Source organism: Chryseobacterium sp. MYb7 (assembly GCF_002979455.1).
In the GTDB taxonomy this organism is placed as follows: Bacteria; Bacteroidota; Bacteroidia; order Flavobacteriales; family Weeksellaceae; genus Chryseobacterium.
Genome location: NZ_PCOU01000029.1, coordinates 1 through 19,900, shown reverse-complemented (window position 1 = coordinate 19,900; position 19,900 = coordinate 1). Strand labels below are relative to the sequence as shown.

The window sequence follows — 19,900 nt, the reverse complement described above, 5'->3', positions numbered from 1 at the left end:
AAAAATGGATTTACTTACATTTAAACTTATACTTGTACTAGCACTTTTCCTGCTATCACTGACGATCGCAGCCTACTCTACCTGGGCAGAAAGAAAGGTTGCCTCTATCATGCAGGATAGAATTGGTCCCAACAGAGCAGGACCTTTCGGATTGCTGCAGCCTCTTGCTGACGGTGGAAAATTCTTCTTTAAAGAAGACTTTACGCCTGCCAATGCAGAAAGATTCCTTTTCGTATTAGGACCAGCTTTGGTAATGTTTATTTCATTGATTACAGGAGCTGTGATTCCTTGGGGTAAAAGTTTAAATATTGCAGGTACTTCTTTTGATCTTCAGGTAGCAAACATTGATGTTGGTGTACTTTTCATCATCGGAATGGCTTCCATCGGGGTTTACGGAATTATGATCGGAGGTTGGGCTTCGAATAACAAATATTCATTATTAGGTGCTATCCGTGCTTCTTCTCAGATGATTTCTTATGAATTGGCGATGGGATTAGCACTTCTTTCTATCATTATGATGACAGGAAGTTTAGATTTAAAAGAAATCACTGAAAGTCAGACTACCGGAAAATTATGGGGAGTTATTCCTTGGGTTTCAGGATTAAACTGGAATATTTTCTACCAGCCGATTGCATTCCTTGTTTTCTTTGTAGCCGCTTTGGCAGAAACTAACAGACACCCGTTCGATTTACCTGAGTGTGAATCTGAATTGGTAACAGGATATTCTACAGAATACTCTTCTATGAAGTTAGGATTATATATGTTCGGAGAATATGTGAACATGTTTATTTCCAATGCTTTTATGGTTGTCCTTTTCTTTGGAGGGTATAACTATCCTGGTATTGAATGGGTAACTCAGAACTGGGGTGAAAATGCGGCAGGAATTCTGAGCGTTGTAGCATTCCTTACAAAAACAGTAATCGGAATTCTGATCTTCATGTGGATCAGATGGACACTTCCAAGATTCAGATATGACCAGTTAATGCACTTAGGATGGAAAACATTAATCCCAATGGCATTGGTAAACCTATTAATTACAGGAGCTGTAATTTTAGCATTTGCAAACTAAGAAATTTGAAAATGAGCTGATTTGAAAATTTGATAATGAAATCAAAGTTTTATCTTTAGCGTATCATATTCAATCATCAATATTAAATAATTAAGATAACAGACAAGATTAGTCTAAAATCTAATGTCTAACATCTAATATCTATAATTAAATGAAACTTACAAACAGATCAAAAGTTGTTTCCAATAAAGAAATGACCCTTGCTGAAAAAATCTACCTTCCTGCCATCTTTACAGGGATGGGGATTACATTTAAGCATGCTGTAAGAACCGTGATAAAGGGTGCTCCCGCAGTATATTCGTATCCGGAAGTACAGAAACCAAGAACCACCATCTGGAGAGGCCAGCACGTTTTGAAAAGAGACGAAGAAGGCAGAGAAAGATGTACAGCTTGTGGACTTTGTGCGGTAGCTTGTCCTGCAGAAGCCATTACGATGACTGCTGCTGAAAGAACTAAAGAGGAAAAAGGTCTTTACAGAGAAGAAAAGTATGCTTCAGTATATGAAATCAATATGCTGAGATGTATTTTCTGCGGTATGTGTGAAGAAGCTTGTCCTAAATCTGCAATCTATCTTACAGACAGATTGGTAGATGTAGAAACCAACAGAGGTTCTTTCATTTACGGAAAAGATAAATTAGTTGAAAAAATAAATGAAAGGATTGATATCACGACAAGACAATCCGAGAAACAAAAAAATGCGGTAAAATAATGGATCAGTTTTTATTTTTCTTGGTGGCGTTTTTAGCAGTGGCAAGTGCTGTATATTTTGTATTTGCAAGAAATCCTTTATATGCTATTTTGTCATTGATTGTTACGATGTTTTCAATTGCCGGAATGTACATTCTTCTCAATGCACAGTTCCTTGCAATTATCCAGATCATAGTGTACGCAGGTGCCATCATGGTACTTTTCCTTTACATCTTAATGATGCTTAACCTTAATAAAGGAGACGAAAGTAAGAAGAACAATACTTTAAAATTTGTTGGAGTTTTTACAGCAGGTATTCTTTTAGTAGGAGTATTAGGGGTTTTCAGAGGAATAAAAGATAACCACATTGTTGTTGAAAATGTAGACAGAGGAGTGGGTCTTACGAAAAATCTGGGTAGACTTTTGTTTAATGAATATGTTTTACCGTTTGAGCTTGCTTCCATCCTAATTTTGGCAGGTATTGTAGGCGCGGTATTAATCGGTAAAAAAGATTTATAAAATTATGGGAGAAGTAAATACATTTATACAAAGCGTCCCTTTGGAATACTTCATCATTCTTTCCTCAGTATTGTTCTGCTTGGGAGTAATGGGAGTATTGCTTAGAAAAAATGCTATTGTGATTCTGGGCTGTGTAGAGCTTATGCTAAATTCTGTAAACCTTTTATTGGCAGCTTTTTCAGCGTATAAAGGCAACGGCGACGGACAACTTTTAGTTTTCTTCATTATGGTGGTAGCAGCTGCGGAAGTAGCGGTAGGTCTGGCAATTATTGCTATGCTGTATAGAAATACCCGTTCTGTAGATGTGAGTATATTTAATAAATTAAGAGGATAAGAATGGAGAATCTAGTATATGCAATAGTACTTTTACCACTTTTAGGGTTTCTTATTAACGGGCTATTCGGGAAAAATCTTCCAAAAATATTCGTAGGATCTTTGGCTACTGCAGCCGTATTTGGATCTTTCTGTATTGCGGTAAGTCTTTTCATGAATTTCAATTCTGAAAGCCAGCCTGTAATTGTAAAAGCTTTTGAATGGTTTAGAGTAAATGGTGTTCAAATCAATTTTGGATTCCAGATTGATCAGCTTTCTTTAATGATGGTAATGATCATTACGGGTATCGGTTCACTGATCCACTTATACTCTATCGGATATATGAGTCATGATAAAGGATTTTATAAGTTTTTTACTTATCTGAATCTTTTCATCTTCTCCATGTTACTTTTAGTGATGGGAAGCAACTACCTTATCCTGTTCATCGGATGGGAAGGTGTAGGTCTTTGTTCTTACTTGTTGATCGGATTCTGGTATACCAACGAAGAATACGGTAAAGCGGCAAGAAAAGCTTTCATCATGAACAGAATTGGTGACCTTGCGTTATTGATCGGTATCTTCATGATTGCTTCTCAGACCAATGCTGTAGATTATCTTTCTGTAGCAGAAAACGCTTCAAAATTTGAATTAGACGGAACAGTGATTATCTTTATCACAGCGAGTTTATTCATCGGTGCTACCGGTAAATCTGCTCAGGTTCCATTATATACATGGTTACCGGATGCAATGGCCGGACCAACTCCCGTTTCTGCGTTAATTCACGCTGCAACGATGGTAACTGCAGGTATCTATTTGGTAGTAAGATCCAACTTCTTATTTACTTTAGCTCCAACAGTACAGGGAGGAATTCTATTAATCGGATTCTTAACGGCTGCTTTGGCAGGGTTCTATGCACTGCGTCAGAACGACATCAAAAAAGTATTGGCATACTCTACCGTTTCACAACTTGGATTTATGTTCATCGCTTTAGGTCTTGGAGCTTATACAACAGCTATGTTCCACGTAATGACACACGCTTTCTTTAAAGCTTTATTATTCTTAGGTGCAGGTTCTGTAATCCACGCCATGAGCAACGAACAGGATATGCGTTTCATGGGAGGTCTTAAGAAATATATTCCTCTTACCCACGCTACATTTCTTATCGGAACATTAGCCATCTCAGGTTTCCCTTTATTATCAGGGATGATCTCTAAAGACGAAATTTTAGTAGCAGCTTTCGCTAAAAACCCTATCTATTGGGTCATCTTATTTGTTTTAGCGGCAATGACTGCAACGTATATGTTCAGACTTTACTACCTGACATTCCACGGAGAATTCAGAGGTACTGAAGAACAGAAACACCACTTACATGAAAGCCCGTCAAATATGACATTACCATTGATCGTATTAGCTATTCTTTCTGTAATCGGAGGTTTTATCAACCTGCCACACTTCATCGGTCACGGGCATTATGCTAAGCTGATGGAATGGCTAAAGCCAGTTCTTACAGAACAAAGCTACAGCCAGATGGAAGCTACTCTTTCAGGAGTACCTTTCAATACTGAAATGATATTATTAGCAGCAACAATCCTGATGTTCTTCTCTGTTTGGTTCATCGTTAGAAACACTTACGTGAAAAAGAAAAAGATGGCTGTTGCAGAAGAAAGCTATACCGGATGGGAGAAACTTTCTGCTAAGAAATTATACGTTGACGAACTTTACAACGCATTGATTGTAAAAACTGTTGAAGGATTAGGACGCGGAGGAAAAATGTTTGATAAGGGTATCTTAGACCGTTTTGTAAACTTTGTAGGTGATGGTGCTGAAGACAGCGGAAAAGCTATGAAGCGTGTACAGAACGGAAATGTAGAGACATATATCCTTATCATGTCTTTAGCTGTGGGAATTATATTAATTGTTAACTTTTTATTACAATAATAATGTCTTGTTTATTATTAACATTATTACTTTTACCTCTAGTAGGTTCGGGATTAGTTTTTGCCTGGAAAAATAGTTCCAGCAAATATTTGGCGCTTGGAATCGCATTGGTACAAATGCTCCTTACGTTCTATATGCTTTCGGATTTTGATTTTAATCCGACAGTAGACAGCGTATTGCAGCATGAGATCAATTATCCATGGTCACAATTTATGAAGAGCTCTCTTCACTTCGGTGTTGACGGAATGAGCATGCTTCTTTTATTATTGACCAATATTCTGGCTCCAATCATTATTTTATCATCTTTCAACGAAAATGTAAACTACAGAAATACATTCTACGGACTGATTCTGTTGATGCAGTTTGGTCTTGTAGGAGTATTCACTTCTTTAGACGGATTGTTATTCTACATTTTCTGGGAAGTAACTTTGATTCCAATTTGGTTTATTGCCGGACTTTGGGGACAAGAGAATAAAAGGTTCGAGTTTACTACGAAATTCTTCGTATATACATTCGTTGGATCATTATTTATGTTAGCCGGATTGATCTATGTGTACAACCACTCTGCATCATTCGCTTTAACAGATTTGTATAATGCTCAGCTGAATGAAGTACAGCAGACTGTGGTATTCTGGTTTATTTTCTTTGCTTTTGCAGTGAAATTACCAGTATTCCCTTTCCATACATGGCAGCCTGACACGTATACCTACTCTCCTACTCAGGGATCCATGTTATTATCAGGGATCATGCTGAAGATGGCAATATATGGTGTAATGCGTTATTTACTTCCAATCACTCCGCTTCCGATAGCAGGGATTTCCGGACAAATTGTGATTATTCTTGCCATCGTAGGAATTGTTCACGGTGCTTTGATCGCTATTATCCAAACGGATATGAAGAGAATCATTGCGTATTCATCTTTCTCTCACGTAGGATTGATGGTAGCAGGGATCTTCGCTTCTGCGGTAGTTACTCTTAGAGGAACTTTCAATGTGGAAGGAGCTGAAGGAGCATTGGTACAGACTTTTGCCCACGGTATCAACGTAGTAGGATTATTCTACTGTTGTGATATTTTATACAAGAGATTTAAATCAAGAGACATCAGACAAATGGGTGGTTTAGCTAAAGTAGCTCCTAAGTTTGCTGTATTGTTCCTGATCATTATATTAGGTTCAATGGGAGTTCCATTGACCAATGGATTCATCGGAGAATTTATTTTGTTGAAATCAGTATATGATTTTAACGGAACAGCAGCAGTAATTGCTGGTCTTACGGTAATTCTTTGTGCGGTGTATTTATTGAGATTCTACGGAAAAGCAATGTTTGGAGAAGGAGATGAAGCCGTTTTAAGTACAGCAAAAGATTTATCAGCGGTAGAATTTTCTGTATTGGCAAGTTTAGCGGTTTTTGTGATTTTACTAGGTATTTTCCCACAACCGGTAATCGACATGGTGAGTAGTTCGGTGAAGTTTATCTACCAATCAATGGTAAGTTAATTTGATATTTTAAGAAATGAGTGTTTTAATTATTGTTTTCCTAACGGCAGTTATTGCGTTATTTTCAGGAGTTTTTGAACAAGGAAAATTCGCAAGATACATTGGGATTTTGGGATTAATCATTGCATTGTATGTAAGTTTTATGCCGGAATGTTCGTTCTTCGACCATTACAAGCATATGTACGAGTACAGTGACAATACCGCATTATTCACTAAAATATCAATCGTAACAACTTTATTATTATTCTTTCTGGGAGGTTTTGCGTTCAGCAATCACAGAAGCCACCAGTCAGAATTATATGCATTGATGCTATTTGCATTATGTGGAGGGATCATCCTTTTCGGATATCAGAACTTAGTGACGATGTTCTTAGGAGTTGAAATCCTTTCTATTCCATTATATGTAATGGCTGGAGCTAACAAAACTGATCTGAGATCCAACGAAGCTTCTATTAAATATTTCCTTATGGGTGCATTTGCAACAGGTTTCTTACTGTTCGGAATTGCGTTCATCTACGGAAGTGCAGGAAGTTTTGATCTTTATAAGATTCATGATTTCGGAGTAGCCAATTCTGGGAATGTAATGTTCATCTTAGGAGTATTACTGATTCTTTGTGCATTGGCATTCAAGGTAGCTTTAGCACCTTTCCACATGTGGAGTCCTGATGTATATGCAGGCTCTCCTTCACTGATCACAGCTTTCATGGCGAGTGTGGTAAAAATCTCAGGATTCTTTGCCCTATTCAGATTGATGACGCTTGGTTTCACTGGAGTGACTCATGAGTGGATCAACGTTTTAGGAGTATTCTTAATCATTACATTACTTTTAGCAAACGTTATGGGTCTTGCTCAGACAAATGCAAAAAGAATGTTGGCCTACTCTTCAGTATCTCACGCAGGATATATCGGATTGGTATTCTTCGGAATGACAAGCCTTTCTACATATAACCTGGCGTTCTATTTATTTGCTTATTCTTTATCTACAGTAGGTGTTTTCATGTGTCTGATCTGGGTAGAGAAATTAAAGAGAGAAACTTCTTTCGGAGCATTCAAAGGATTGGCAAAAACTGAACCTTTATTAGCAACAGCGGCAACAATCTCCATGCTTTCAATGGCAGGAGTTCCGCTAACAGCTGGTTTTATGGGGAAATTTGCTTTATTCTCCCAGGCTATGAACGGTGCTGCTTTCTTAGTATTGGTAGCTGTTTTAGGTTCCGCCCTATCCATCGCTTACTATTTAAGACTGATTATCGCGATGTTCTTCTTTAAAGAATCAACATTCAAATCATCAGAAAAAGTAACCCTTACTTACAATATCATTGCAGTAGTTGTTATTGCTTTGATTATCATCCTTGGAGTTTTCCCGGATTTATTTGCAAGAATGTTCGGATTGTAAAATCCGAACCCTATAATATCAAAAGCACAACTTTTCAGTTGTGCTTTTTTATGATTAATAATCTGGTTATCTGTCTTACTAAAAAACAACAACGAATTACAAAATACGTTGCAAAATAGCCCAAAGCATATGCAAATTATATACAATAAAATAAAATTTACAGACTAACAATATTCTGCTTTTTTCATAACTTTACTTTAAATTTCTCAGCTCTTGTCTAATCTCTATAAAAAAGACTCTCCTTTTCAGGTTTATATATCATTCAAAAAATATTTGGATGTTCTGGAACATATCCGATATAACGACAGATTGGAATATAGAGCTAACTATGCAGAGTCTCTGATCGAGAGCACCAGAAATTTTAAAGAGCTCAGAGATGGCTTTCAGGACACCGCTTTTCTGGAGCAGCACGAAGACCTCATCAGGCTTCTTCTTGCAGATCTTTTCCCGACAGGGCTTACAAAAAACGAAATAAAAGCGGCGAGCATTCCTCTTTCCAACATTACGTTCAATTATACAGAAAGATTTCAAGACATCCTTAAAGATGCCGGAAAAGACTTCGAAATAGAACTCAGGAACATTACAGACAATGAGTTTTATGTGTTCTGCTGCTGCCTTATTCTTCAGAGCTATTTTAAAAAAGATATTAGAAGTACCATTCCGTTTTATTATGATATTCCCAACAAACAGGGAATCATGAAACATTATAAAATTACGGTCAATTCAGATTTTACTGAAATTAACCCTACAGAAGAGGCGAAAATTCCATCTGATGATATTTTAGATATGCTTCTGGAAAATCTGGATGATTTTAAATTGTGGAAAAAATATTTCCCCTCACAATCCTGGATACTGAAAGGCTTTACGATTATTTCATTGGTAGACTGCACCTCTGAAGTAGCACTTTCCGATCTTAAATCCAGCATGATAGAAATTGATCCTGAAGATTTAAATCCTAATGAAAATCTGACGGAAATTTTCAAATCTTATTTTGACGTTTCGGAATTGAGTTTCGGACTGATGACTTTTAATAAGAAAGAACAGAAACTGGATAAACTCCCTATTTATGAGAGCCTTTTGACCAATCATATTCTGGATTTCTGGATCAACGCTTTTGACGAAGATACGCGTAAGAGTACGTTTAATAATTTAAATCACAATTCAAAACCGGTGGTTGTTTCCAACGTAAACAACCTGGATGAAAATGTAAAGCAGCTTCCTTCTTTTAGCATTTTAAAGGATAATAATGTCAATAGTTTCATGGTAATTCCTATCATGAAAGATGGTGAGCTCCTTGCCATCATGGAATTTACTTCTCCTATTGCCGGAAGTTTCAATGGTTTAAAGCTTAAAAAACTGGAGTTTTTCACGGATATGGTTCTTTTCTCTCTGAACAGGTTCTATTTTGAGAAAAACTATCAGATAGAAGCTATTATTCAACGTGAATATACAACCATCCACGACAGTGTGGTGTGGAAATTCAGGAATGAAGCTGAAAAATATTTCACAGCATCTCTTGGTAAGAAAATATATACATTAAAGCAGATTGCCTTTAAAAATCTTACTCCACTGTTTGGTGTTTCAGATATCCGTTCTTCTTCTGAAAAGCGTTATAATCTGATGCTGCAGGATCTTAATCAGCAAATTGAATGGCTGAATGAGATTTTTGTATTGACAAATTCTGATTCTGAGAAATTTCTGCTGGCACTGGATGTTTTTGAAAATGAACTGAACAATGAGATCAAAGCTGATACGGAACAACGTTTTCAAAGATTATTAAGGGAAGAAATTCATCCTTTTTTACAGGGAAAGCTGGAAATAAGAACCTCAAGAGAAATAAAAGCGAAGATCAAAGACTATTTTGCCCATATCTTTACGCCTACTGACCTGTTTTATCATCACAGAAAAAACCTGGACGATTCTATCACCCTGATCAACCGAAAACTGGCAGATATGCTGGATGAAAGCCAGATAAAAGCGCAGGAAATCTTCCCGCATTATTATGAAAGATTTAAGTCTGACGGTGTAGAGCATAATCTGTACATAGGACCTTCCATCGCTCCTGAGCTTCATTATACCTCAAAAGTTGTTCATAAACTAAGATACTGGCAGCTGAAAACCATCTGTAAAATGGAACTTGAATTTCAGTCGTTCAAAAAATATCTTCCTGTACAGCTGGATATCGCTTCGCTGATTTTTGTGTATAATGAAAAAATAGACATCCGCTTCAGAATGGATGAAAAACGCTTTGATGTAGACGGAGCGTATAATTCCTATTACGAAATTATCAAAAAACGTCTGGATAAGGCACATGTCAAAGATTCTTCTGAGCGCATCACTGCACCCGGAAAAATCACCATCGTCTATTTCGGAATGGAAAATCAGAAAGAATACCTTGACTATATTTCAAAGCTTCAGAAAAAAGGAGTTCTACAAAATGATATAGAATTCTTAAGAGTAGAGGATCTCCAGGGAATTACAGGATTGCTGGCATTGAGGGTTTCTTTTACACTTCCGCAGGAATAGAAAATCCGGAATATACATCCCGGATGATTATTTATCGTTTTTCTTCAATAAAAATACTGATTTCAAATTCCTGTTTTACAGGATATTTATAAACTTTAGCAGAATACCAGTTATCTAGTTCTTTTGATTGAAATAAACGTTCTATTTCTTTCTTTGAAGCTTCATCTGTATACCTTATGAAATCAATTTTTTCAATAGTATTTTGTTTTCCTATTGTTACACGAACTCTGTTTTCTCCTTTCTGTGCATTCGCCTGAATCTTAAATTTTTCAAATAAGATTTTGCGGAAATTGTCTATTCCTGTCTTAAAACCTGCATAATTAGGTTCAAATAGCTCTATATCATCGATACAGTTCCCTCCTCCCCTTTGGCATTTTTCCAATGATGCTAAAACTTCAGATTTTAATGAATCAATCATTTGCTTCTCTTCAGGAGTGGGAGAAAATATCTTCATATTCTCTAATGTTGAAATATGCTGAACTAATGAGACTTTCCTCGATGCACAACTGGAAAGAAGAAATAACAATAACAGGATTAAAATATTTTTTTTCATGACTTCTATCAAAAAACTTTTTCTCACTATTGCTTTGTAAATACTAAGTTTTCTGTCTCCGGCAGATAGACTGTGTAATCTAGATTGGGAGGACATGAAATATCATTCATTGTAGCGGTACCAGGATAATATCCCCAAGACAATTGATTTACATCATTTTTTTTCAGAACTATTGTACCTATCCCTACACTACAGTTTCCACCTGCAAAAACCAAAGTTATTCTATTTCCATTATCTTGAGTTTTTGAACCATCGATTGAAAGTTTAATATCATTAGTAAAATCTTTATTTAATGTACTTTCTGATACAATACCATTTTTTTTGATTTCATATCTAACCCTTAGTCCATCTGTATAAAAATTCTTTTTCCACATTTCAAATGGCTTTTTTATTTCTTTAACAATTACAAGTTTTATTTCTTTATTTTCATAATTAGATGTCCATATTCCTACATAATAATCTAACTCATTATTAGAATCTTTGAAGTATGAATTATTTGGCGAGCTAAATGCAGAATTATTTAATGGAAGTACTTGCTGTTGTGCCTTACAGGAAAAAATAAATAGAATAAGTATATAAAAAATTTGCTTCATAATTTTATATTGTTTTTTTTAATTATTACATGGAACAGTTGTAATTGTCCCTTCAAGATTTTGATTTACCATAAAAATTTTATTATCTTCTATCTTTTGTAAATTAATTTTATTTTCTAAACCCATTTTTTCCAAAGTAGAAAAGAGGATTTGTTCTAACTTTTGATTTATCGAAATAGTATTATCACCTATAATATCTAAATATTGTTTCCATTGTTCATTATTCCAATTATCTAGTTTATCTATTGTATAAGTTCCATATGCAGGTAAATTATCTTGATTCCCATTAAAATACATTACATAATGTATGCCACCAGGAGCCACTACTCCCATGTACCCATTACTAGCATCACCTATCGCCTGATATCTGGCCACTTCTATTAAAGTAGCAACATCTGTAGCTGAAAATATATTTACTCCTGTCCCCTGGTGGGTGTGGTAGCCGCCATTCATTGTTGAAGGATCACCAAAATGTACTTTATGATCACTATTTTGTGTTGTTTCTGTAGGTTCTTCCATTTTATTATCTCTCCATCCTTTTTCTCCTGCACTAGCTCCTTTGGCTAAATGTTTCTTCAAATCATCAATAATAGCTATGGTCTTTGGATTTGCCAAAAGCTTTTTTATTTTTTTACACGGGATATTTGGAAGTGGGAGATTAGGGATTGTAGGTGTACCATTATTATTTCCTCCTGATCCTCCAAAAGGTCCACCACCTCCACCAGTTCCATCATCACCCAATCCAGTTGTAGCTGGAAGAGCTTTACATCTATGGATGACAACTGTTACCGTTGTTGAAGGTTGATCTGCTTTACAGGGACCTCCTTGCGTTTTTGGAAGCTCTCCATTGAAATGCTGCCCTTCACTGCAGGAAGTAAAATAAGATTCTTCTATCCATTCACAGGAGATATCTGACTTTCCGACTAACCCACCATTATAAGTTCCCGGATGAAGTTCTTCTACGGTCAGTTTTCCTTTTGTATCCACAGAGCCTCCATTGGCCAGAATTTGTTTTTCCTGTAGAGTAAAGTGATAAGTAATTAAAAGTTCTTTGTAAGTCCCATCAGGAAGAAGACTTAGCACAAGGTTTTCCAAAGGTGCATCCTCAGCAGCATTATCCCTTGTAAGATGAAAAGTATAACTGTGAACATTAGGCCCTCGTTCTATGTAAATCACATCATCTGTATTTACAGAAACCCCATTACTGTACTTTACAGCTTTCCCTGAAACATAGGTTTCTAATGTTTTAAATTTCTCATTGACTTTTTTTAGCTCAGGAATAAGATTAGTCTTGTGCTTACTTTCATCCAGTGAAATTTTTTTGTAAGTATACCGGAGAACATTCCTGTCATTAGGATTCTCCTGCTGATCTGGGAAATAATCATTCCTGCAGGATCATAAAGTAGCAAATAGGGCTATCAATAAAGACAACCGGAGACTCATTTTTTTCTCATGTGTTTTTTAATTTTTGGTGATCAAATATATAAATTTTTCACAAACGTAAGAATAAAATTTAAAGTAAACCACAACCTTTGCTATGTGAAAGATTCGGATCAAATAATACTGAAGAAAATTGGTAAGCGTCTCCAAGAGGCTCGTCTGCAAAAAAATCTTACACAAAAGAACTTGCCTTTATTGTAGATGTAGAAATTTCACAGATCACAAGGATAGAAAGAGGGGTTATCAATACATCTGTTCTCAGCCTTATGAGAATTACAGATGCTCTTGAAATTTCAATAAGTGATTTTTTGAAAGATTTAGAAAAATCTTAATCCACAAAATAAGTATCCGGCTTCTTCAATTCTCCTTGTGGAATTCCGGCCTGCTCAAAAATAGAAAATTCAATAGTACGGCAGATGCTGTTCAGGGCGAGATCATTTTCTTCTTCACCAAAAGGTTCTCCAATCTCCTGAATAATGGCATCAAGAGCAATAAAAGTATAACTGATCAGCAGAACAATTAAGGGCATCATCCAACCCAAGGTATCTACCAGCCCAAAAGGAAGCCAGAAACAGTATAAATACACCGTACGATGCAGAAGAACAATGTATGCAAAAGGCAATGGAGTATTATAAATCCTCTCGCAGCCACCGGAAATATTAGAAAACTGATTCAGCTGGTGATCCATAGAAGTCATCACAATCGTATCAATATTTCCTTTTTTATTCTGTTCATTAAGCCAGTCGGCAATAAACCCAAGAATAATACTGGGAATAAATTTTTTATCCTTCACCTGCTCTAGTTGTTCAGATGAAAGAAGTCTCTGAAGATGTTCTGTTCCGGATTTATCTCTCAACTGAAAGTTCAGGGACCAGGAAAATGCTGAGATCAGCTTAATGATGTTCTGTTTTTCTTCTTTGGCTTCAGGAGAAGAATCGTTTACTAATGATAAGATTTGTCTCGTTAAAGATCTGGTTTCAATAACAAGCAATCCCCAAAGTTTTCTTCCTTCCCAGAAACGGTCGTAACTTGCAGAATTACAGAAACCCATAAATATGGCAAGTGCCAGACCTATCAATGTAAAAATCGTAGGATTAAGATGCACTTTATAATCAAAAATTCTTCCTTTGAAAATATAGATAGCCAAGGAAAACAGCGTGATGATAGAGAGCTGAACAACAATTTTCTTTAATACGGAACCTCTCCATATAAATAACATTTTCAGCCAATTCGTTCGCTGTCTGACTATCATTTGTGTATATTTTTAATTAAAGACTAAGAAATGCCACCCCGAAAGACAGAACAGAAATAATAATCCCTGCCATAAAGATCTTATAGGTAATAGATAAAAGCTTGTATTTTCTGTCAAGGACTTTTCCAAGATAATACAGGTCCTTCACCATAGAATCGTAGATATAATCTCTGTCTTTGATAAGATCTTTCATCGCATTATGGTAGTCATCAAACAACATCTGCTGAAAATTACCGAAGAAAAGAAGGTTTACTTTTCTGTTGGCAATATCCTGAGAAGTAAATGTAGTCTTTGTCACATTTGGTTTTGTAGACAAAATCGCAAATATGATGGTCAGCACACTTGATAGCAATAATATAAAACTCGGAAGAATCAGGTGAGAATTCTTAGGAGCATCCAGCTTCGGAACCAAAACGGAAAGACAAACCGAAATGATGATCGCATTTACAGATAAAAGAATATTCGCTTTGCTGTCGGCGATATCACTCAGCCTCGTATGATTATTCAGTGTTACTCTGAATAAGGTATCTACACTTCTGTCCGATTTCTCTTTGTCTTTTTTACCTTCTGAGCTCTCCTTTTTATTCTCTTTTTTCTCTTCTTCTTTTTCCAGTTTCTTTTCGATCTTTTTAATGTTTTTCTTTTTCAGGGGTTCCCAGTTTTCTTTGGCGTAATCCGTATAAAAAGTATGCTTATTTTTCAGCATATCCAGATTTCCGGCATTCCACTCTTCGTTAGAAAAACATCTTACATTGGTCAGTTCCCATTCTTTTCTCAAAGCATCGGAAATATCGCTGTAATCATGACCTGCAAAATGGCTGAAATCGGCATCCTTTACAATTTTCTCCAGTAAATTCTGAGGTTCATATTGTATTTTGGTCGCCAGAATCAGTTTTTCAACATCTGCAATATAATTTTCCGGATAATTTTCCTGGTGTAAAAAAGCCTTCATCACCTCCACACTCCTTTCCTCATGATTCAAGGCACATTCTATATACCCCGTATCATGAAACCATAATGCTACGAGTACTTTCTCCTGATCCTCTTCGGAAACAGGGGTGTTTTTCATGATTTCCTCCGCCTTATTGACAGTATAGGCAGTATGGATAAAATTATGATAAAAATATACTGGAGATAACTTATCTTTGAATAAGATTTCAACATAATTTTTAGCTTTTTGTAAAATGCTCATCCCTGAAATTTTGTTAATGTAAATTTATGAATTTATCCTTTAAAACTCATCTAAAAAATACTTCTATTGTTCTTCGAACAGTAATGTCCGCAGGAGTCCTTTATTCCTGTGCTACCTATAACGTGCAAAAGGGCAAAAACTTATATGAAGTAAAAGATTCCGAAATAAAATCTGATAATGATTTTAAACTCTTTCTGATTGGAGATGCAGGAAACTCGGATGAACCTCAGGCACAAAAAACACTGAATTTACTGAAAAGTAAGCTGGATTCTGCCGACAGTAACTCTATGCTGATTTTCCTTGGGGACAATATTTATCCGAACGGGATGCCCAAAGAAACAGATAAAGAGTATAGCCTGGCAAAACAGAAACTGGAAAACCAGCTTGCCATAACCAAAAATTTCAAGGGAAAAACATTGGTTATTCCCGGAAATCACGACTGGTACAACGGGCTGGAAGGATTAAATACCCAGGAAAGTCTGGTAAAAAAATATTTTGACGATAAAAAAGCATTTCTGCCCAAAAACGGATGTCCTATTGACGACATCAACATTTCTAAAGATATTAAGCTTATCGCCATTGATACGGAATGGGTAATTACGAACTGGGACAATCATCCGGGAATTAACAAGAACTGCAATATTAAAACCCGGGAAGTTTTTTTTGATGAATTTAAAGATCTCATTATCAAAAATCAGGGTAAAAAAATCATTGTTGCTTTGCACCATCCTATTATCAGCAGTGGAACCCATGCTGGTTTTAATTCTGCAAAGTCTCATCTTTATCCTTTCAAAAGTAAAGTTCCGGTTCCTGTAGTGGCGAGTGTCGTAAATATATTAAGAAGTTCCTCCGGAGCAAGCCCGGAAGATATCAATAACCAGCATTATGCAGATCTGGCTAACAGATTAAAAAGTATTGTTCAGGACAAGGAAAATATTATTTTCGTTTCCGGACATGATCATAACCTGCAATATCACGAAGATGGAAATCTAAGACAGATCATCAGTGGTGCAGGTTCCAAAACAGATCCGTCTACCATTGTAGAGAAAACTGATTTTTCATACGGAGACAGCGGTTTTGCTGTTTTAAATTTCAGAAAAGATGAAAGTACAGATGTTGAATATTTTTCTACAAAAGATGCACAGCTTAAAAAACTAACCCATATTTCCGTGATTTCCAAACCGGATGTGTTCATCAATAATTTTCCCAATTCTTTTCCGGCAACATTTTCATCAACCATTTATCCGGTCGCGCTTACTGAAAAGAGAAAATTTTACAGATGGCTCTGGGGAGATCATTACAGAAGATATTATGGAATTCCGATTGAAGCTCCAACTGCCAATCTTTCAGAATTGAATGGCGGATACACCCCTTTCAGAGAAGGTGGTGGAAACCAATCCAACAGCTTACGATTGAAAGCTACGGACGGACAGGAATTTGTGATGCGTGGCGTGAAAAAAAGTGCCATCCGTTTTCTAAATAATATGGCTTTCACAAAAAGTACATTAGGAGAAGAACTTGCGGACACATTCCCTGAGAAATTTCTATTGGACTTTTATACCACCAATCATCCGTTTACTCCTTTTACGATCGGAAATATGTCTGAAAAGCTGAATATCTTCCACAGTAATCCAAAACTGTATTATATTCCTAAGCAGCATGCTTTGGGAAGATACAACGAAGATTACGGGGATGAAATGTATATGATTGAAGAACGTTTTTCTTCGGATCCGAAAACATTAGCTTATCTCGACCATGCAAAAGATATTGTTTCTACGGATGATGTATTAAAAAACCTCAACAAAAGCGATAAATATTCTGTTGACAGAGAATCCTACATCAGAGCAAGATTATTTGATATGCTGATCGGTGACTGGGACAGACATTCTGATCAGTGGAAATGGGCAGAATATGAAGTAGGTGACAAAGTAGTCTACAAACCTATTCCTAAAGATAGAGATCAGGCATTTAGCAAGTATGACGGTGCAGCATTTAAATTGATTATGAATGTTCCTGCAATCCGTCACATGAAAACCTTTACAGAAGATATCAGCAGTGTAAAGTGGCTTGCGATGGAACCTTATCCGATGGATCTCGTTTTCTTAAAAGGTGCAGACCAGAGCGAATGGGAAGCACAGGCAAAATATATCCAGGAACATCTGACTGATGCAGATATTGATGATGCCTTCAACAATCTTCCAAAAGAAGTACAAGACGATACTATTGCTGAAATCCAGAGAAAACTGAAAGCAAGAAAAACAAAACTTGTGAGCTACGCCAGCCAGTATTATGATGTATTACAGAAAAAGGTACCACTGGCAGGAACCGTGCATCCTGATAAATTCGTTATTACGAAAAACGGGCACTCTGTATTAGTACAGCAATATAAACTGGGTAAGGATAAAGATAAGAATGAACTAGTTTTTGAAAAGACTTACCATGATTCAAAAACGAAAGAACTGTGGATCTACGGACTGGAAGATGATGATATCTATGATGTAAAAGGAACCGGAAATCCTAAAATGACGATCAGACTAATCGGCGGATATAATCATGACACCTATAATGTTGTAGATGGAAGAAAAGTAAAGATTTATGATTTTACATCTCAAAAAAACACTTACAATTCCGGAAACGCAACCAAGAATATTACGGATGATTATGACATAAACAGTTATAATTATAAGCACCCGAAATACAATTCTTTTGCTGGATATCCCAATTTAGACTACAACCCTGATGACGGTGTTATAGTAGGTGTTTTGGCCAATTATACTGTAAATAATTTCATTCGTGATCCTTTCACCCAAAGACACAGCTTAAAAGCTAATTTTTATACGGCTACTGCAGGATTCAGTCTTATGTATAAAGGAGTATTTAAAAAGGCCATCTCGGGTTGGGATTTCAATCTTGATGCATTTTATACCACTCCAAGATTCTCTCAAAACTTCTTTGGACTTTCGAATGACAGTGAATATGACAAAGAAAATACCGAAAGAGAATACAACAGAGCCCGCATTTCTAAGTTCAACTTTGCTCCTTCTATCTCTAAGAAAAGCTGGATGAACCTGAGCCACCAATTTCAGCTGACTTTTGAAGATAATAAGGTACAAAGAAAAGCTGATCGTTTCATCAATCAGTCTCCAGATGTAAGACCAGGGGTATTTAACAGTCAGCAGTTTGTTGGAGCCAATTATACATTTGATTATAAAAATGCCGATAATGCTGCCTTCCCTACTCTTGGGCTTGAATTTATGTTGAATGCAGACTGGAAAGCCACTCTTTCTGACTTCAATAAAAACTTTGTAACTGTAAAAGGAAAACTGGCCGTTGACCACAGAATTGATAAAAAGGGGAAATTTGTATTTGCCAATTCCAGTAACGTCATGTGGATCAATAACAACAATTTTGAATTCTATCAGGCTGCTGCTATTGGAGGAAACAATGGAATGAGAGCTTTCAGAAATGAAAGATTTGCAGGAAGATCATATTTTACCAATAACTCGGAAATCAGATGGGATTTTGGAAGAGTAAGAAACAATATTGCTCCTGCCAATATGGGAATCCTTATCGGGTATGATATCGGCCGTGTATGGAACGACAGTGAAAATTCCAGAAAATGGCATCAATCTGCCGGGGCTGGTGTATGGCTAAGCATTGTAGAAATGATGTCTGCAAGATTAAACTATTTCTATGGTTCTGATGGTGGAAGACTTTCTGCAGGAATAGGAATGAAGTTTTAAATGATCTTCTTAAAAAGAAATTAACCCAAATCTACGCAATAAATACATAAAATATTGCAAATCAACAATTTACATTAAAACAAAATCAATTATTCGAAAAAAAATGAATTTTATTCGAATTTAATAATTCTAATTTTCAAATAGCATTTTTCATAAATAAAACAAATATGGCTTTTATTTAAAAGTCATATTTTCAGCTACATAGGTCAAATCCACACATAGTTTTATATGTTTATTAATTCTTTAAAAAATAGACATTTTTAAAACAGTTTATATTTGTCCCAACAAAAAATCAACAATTAGATGAAAAAAAAGCTACTATATATGGTATTATCTATCATGTCCTTACACCTATGTGCGCAAATAGGGATTAAAACTCCCACACCACAAAGTACTTTACATGTTAACGGCTCACTGCAGGTAGTTAAAGACCTGAATGTAGGTGGAGATGACAAAACAAAAGGGAATTCCGGAAACAAAGGTGAGGTCTTAATGTCAAATGGAGCGGGAAATACTCCGGTTTGGAAAACGATTGAATCAGAAAATTTTTTAAAGGTGGTTTATGTTGGAAACAAAACAAATATCAGCCCGGCGAGCGGAAGCTATACGGGTACTCACTCTACTCCTGTTAGTACTCATGAAAGTTATTCACAAACCTATGTTTTCAATGTGAGTAATAAGATTGATACCGCTTATTTAACATATAGCTCTACGACAGGTCTATTCACAGTAGTAAAACCCGGATTTTATAATATTGTTCCTTATGCTACTTATGACCTGAATCTGAATCCATCCGGACAAACCGCCGGAACAGCCAATTCTTATATCCAGAAAGTTTCTCCTACACAGACAACATTAACCGGTATTTCAACAGGTCACGGAGAACGTACTACAGGACTGAATCATAACCTTTCTTCCATTAACTTTTTCAATACAGGAGAAACCTTCAGAATACGCTGCCGTTATACTCAGAATTTCAGACTGTCAAGTGGAAATATTCACATATCTTACCTTACTCCGTAACCAACATCAACTTCAATCACTTCAATTACATTCATATATTCAAAAGCCATAGAGTAAATCTGTGGCTTTTTTGTTTATAATAAAGAAGTCATCTTGACTTTTTCAAAAATTATATTTTTTATTTGAAATAAAAAAAGGGATTAGGAAATTAGAGTCGCTAA

The 19,900-nt window shown here is 36.0% G+C and carries 15 protein-coding genes and 1 pseudogene; 11 read left to right on the top strand and 5 right to left on the bottom strand.

Annotated features, from left to right (window positions below; all coding sequences use genetic code 11):
- Positions 1–4 precede the first annotated feature (4 nt).
- From nuoH to CQ046_RS19170, 8 genes are all read left to right on the top strand, one after another.
- Positions 5–1,069, top strand: coding sequence for an NADH-quinone oxidoreductase subunit NuoH (nuoH, locus tag CQ046_RS19205; RefSeq protein WP_105703834.1), 1,065 nt, complete (start codon positions 5–7; stop codon positions 1,067–1,069).
- A 151-nt stretch (positions 1,070–1,220) separates the two neighbouring features.
- Entirely contained in the window at positions 1,221–1,778 is a 558-nt protein-coding gene (locus CQ046_RS19200; protein WP_040996950.1) for a NuoI/complex I 23 kDa subunit family protein, read from the top strand.
- A complete protein-coding gene (locus tag CQ046_RS19195; RefSeq protein WP_105703833.1) occupies positions 1,778–2,275 on the top strand; it encodes an NADH-quinone oxidoreductase subunit J in 498 nt (165 codons plus the stop codon). Before CQ046_RS19200 ends, CQ046_RS19195 begins: the two co-directional genes overlap by 1 nt.
- 4 nt (positions 2,276–2,279) lie before the next feature.
- Positions 2,280–2,609: an NADH-quinone oxidoreductase subunit NuoK gene (gene nuoK / locus CQ046_RS19190; protein ID WP_089696983.1), complete on the top strand. Its 330-nt coding sequence runs from the start codon at positions 2,280–2,282 to the stop codon at positions 2,607–2,609.
- A 2-nt stretch (positions 2,610–2,611) separates the two neighbouring features.
- The gene (nuoL, locus tag CQ046_RS19185) at positions 2,612–4,525 is read left to right on the top strand and encodes an NADH-quinone oxidoreductase subunit L (protein WP_105703832.1); all 1,914 of its coding nucleotides are present in this window, start codon (positions 2,612–2,614) and stop codon (positions 4,523–4,525) included.
- Positions 4,526–4,527: 2 nt separating this feature from the next.
- Positions 4,528–6,021 carry a NuoM family protein gene (locus CQ046_RS19180; protein WP_105703831.1) on the top strand — a complete coding sequence of 498 codons (1,494 nt, stop codon included), beginning with the start codon at positions 4,528–4,530 and terminating at the stop codon, positions 6,019–6,021.
- Positions 6,022–6,037: 16 nt separating this feature from the next.
- Complete coding sequence (locus tag CQ046_RS19175) at positions 6,038–7,417, top strand: NADH-quinone oxidoreductase subunit N (RefSeq protein ID WP_105703830.1); 1,380 nt, start codon at positions 6,038–6,040, stop codon at positions 7,415–7,417.
- A gap of 213 nt (positions 7,418–7,630) precedes the next feature.
- Positions 7,631–9,943, top strand: coding sequence for a GAF domain-containing protein (locus CQ046_RS19170; protein WP_105703829.1), 2,313 nt, complete (start codon positions 7,631–7,633; stop codon positions 9,941–9,943).
- A 31-nt stretch (positions 9,944–9,974) separates the two neighbouring features.
- Here CQ046_RS19170 and CQ046_RS19165 read toward each other — a convergent pair whose 3' ends face one another.
- From CQ046_RS19165 to CQ046_RS19155, 3 genes are all read right to left on the bottom strand, one after another.
- Positions 9,975–10,397: a hypothetical protein gene (locus CQ046_RS19165; RefSeq protein ID WP_123906651.1), complete on the bottom strand. Its 423-nt coding sequence runs from the start codon at positions 10,395–10,397 to the stop codon at positions 9,975–9,977.
- Positions 10,398–10,522: 125 nt separating this feature from the next.
- A complete protein-coding gene (locus CQ046_RS19160; RefSeq protein WP_105703827.1) occupies positions 10,523–11,089 on the bottom strand; it encodes a DUF6705 family protein in 567 nt (188 codons plus the stop codon).
- An 18-nt stretch (positions 11,090–11,107) separates the two neighbouring features.
- Positions 11,108–12,265 carry a hypothetical protein gene (locus tag CQ046_RS19155; RefSeq protein WP_105703826.1) on the bottom strand — a complete coding sequence of 386 codons (1,158 nt, stop codon included), beginning with the start codon at positions 12,263–12,265 and terminating at the stop codon, positions 11,108–11,110.
- A 449-nt stretch (positions 12,266–12,714) separates the two neighbouring features.
- Here CQ046_RS19155 and CQ046_RS24075 point away from each other — a divergent pair.
- Positions 12,715–12,861: pseudogene (locus CQ046_RS24075) on the top strand (helix-turn-helix domain-containing protein); the annotation flags it as partial.
- Here CQ046_RS24075 and CQ046_RS19145 read toward each other — a convergent pair.
- Positions 12,858–13,781 (bottom strand): bestrophin family protein, encoded by a 924-nt coding sequence (locus CQ046_RS19145; protein ID WP_105703824.1) that lies wholly within the window; start codon positions 13,779–13,781, stop codon positions 12,858–12,860. The pseudogene CQ046_RS24075 and the gene CQ046_RS19145 sit on opposite strands and share 4 nt — an antisense overlap.
- A gap of 16 nt (positions 13,782–13,797) precedes the next feature.
- The gene (locus CQ046_RS19140) at positions 13,798–14,973 is read right to left on the bottom strand and encodes a Pycsar system effector family protein (protein ID WP_105703823.1); all 1,176 of its coding nucleotides are present in this window, start codon (positions 14,971–14,973) and stop codon (positions 13,798–13,800) included.
- 26 nt (positions 14,974–14,999) lie between these two features.
- Here CQ046_RS19140 and CQ046_RS19135 point away from each other — a divergent pair, with 26 nt between their 5' ends.
- Both CQ046_RS19135 and CQ046_RS19130 read left to right on the top strand, forming a co-directional pair.
- A complete protein-coding gene (locus CQ046_RS19135; protein WP_105703822.1) occupies positions 15,000–18,716 on the top strand; it encodes a metallophosphoesterase in 3,717 nt (1,238 codons plus the stop codon).
- 303 nt (positions 18,717–19,019) lie between these two features.
- Complete coding sequence (locus tag CQ046_RS19130) at positions 19,020–19,739, top strand: hypothetical protein (RefSeq protein ID WP_105703821.1); 720 nt, start codon at positions 19,020–19,022, stop codon at positions 19,737–19,739.
- Positions 19,740–19,900: the final 161 nt, after the last annotated feature.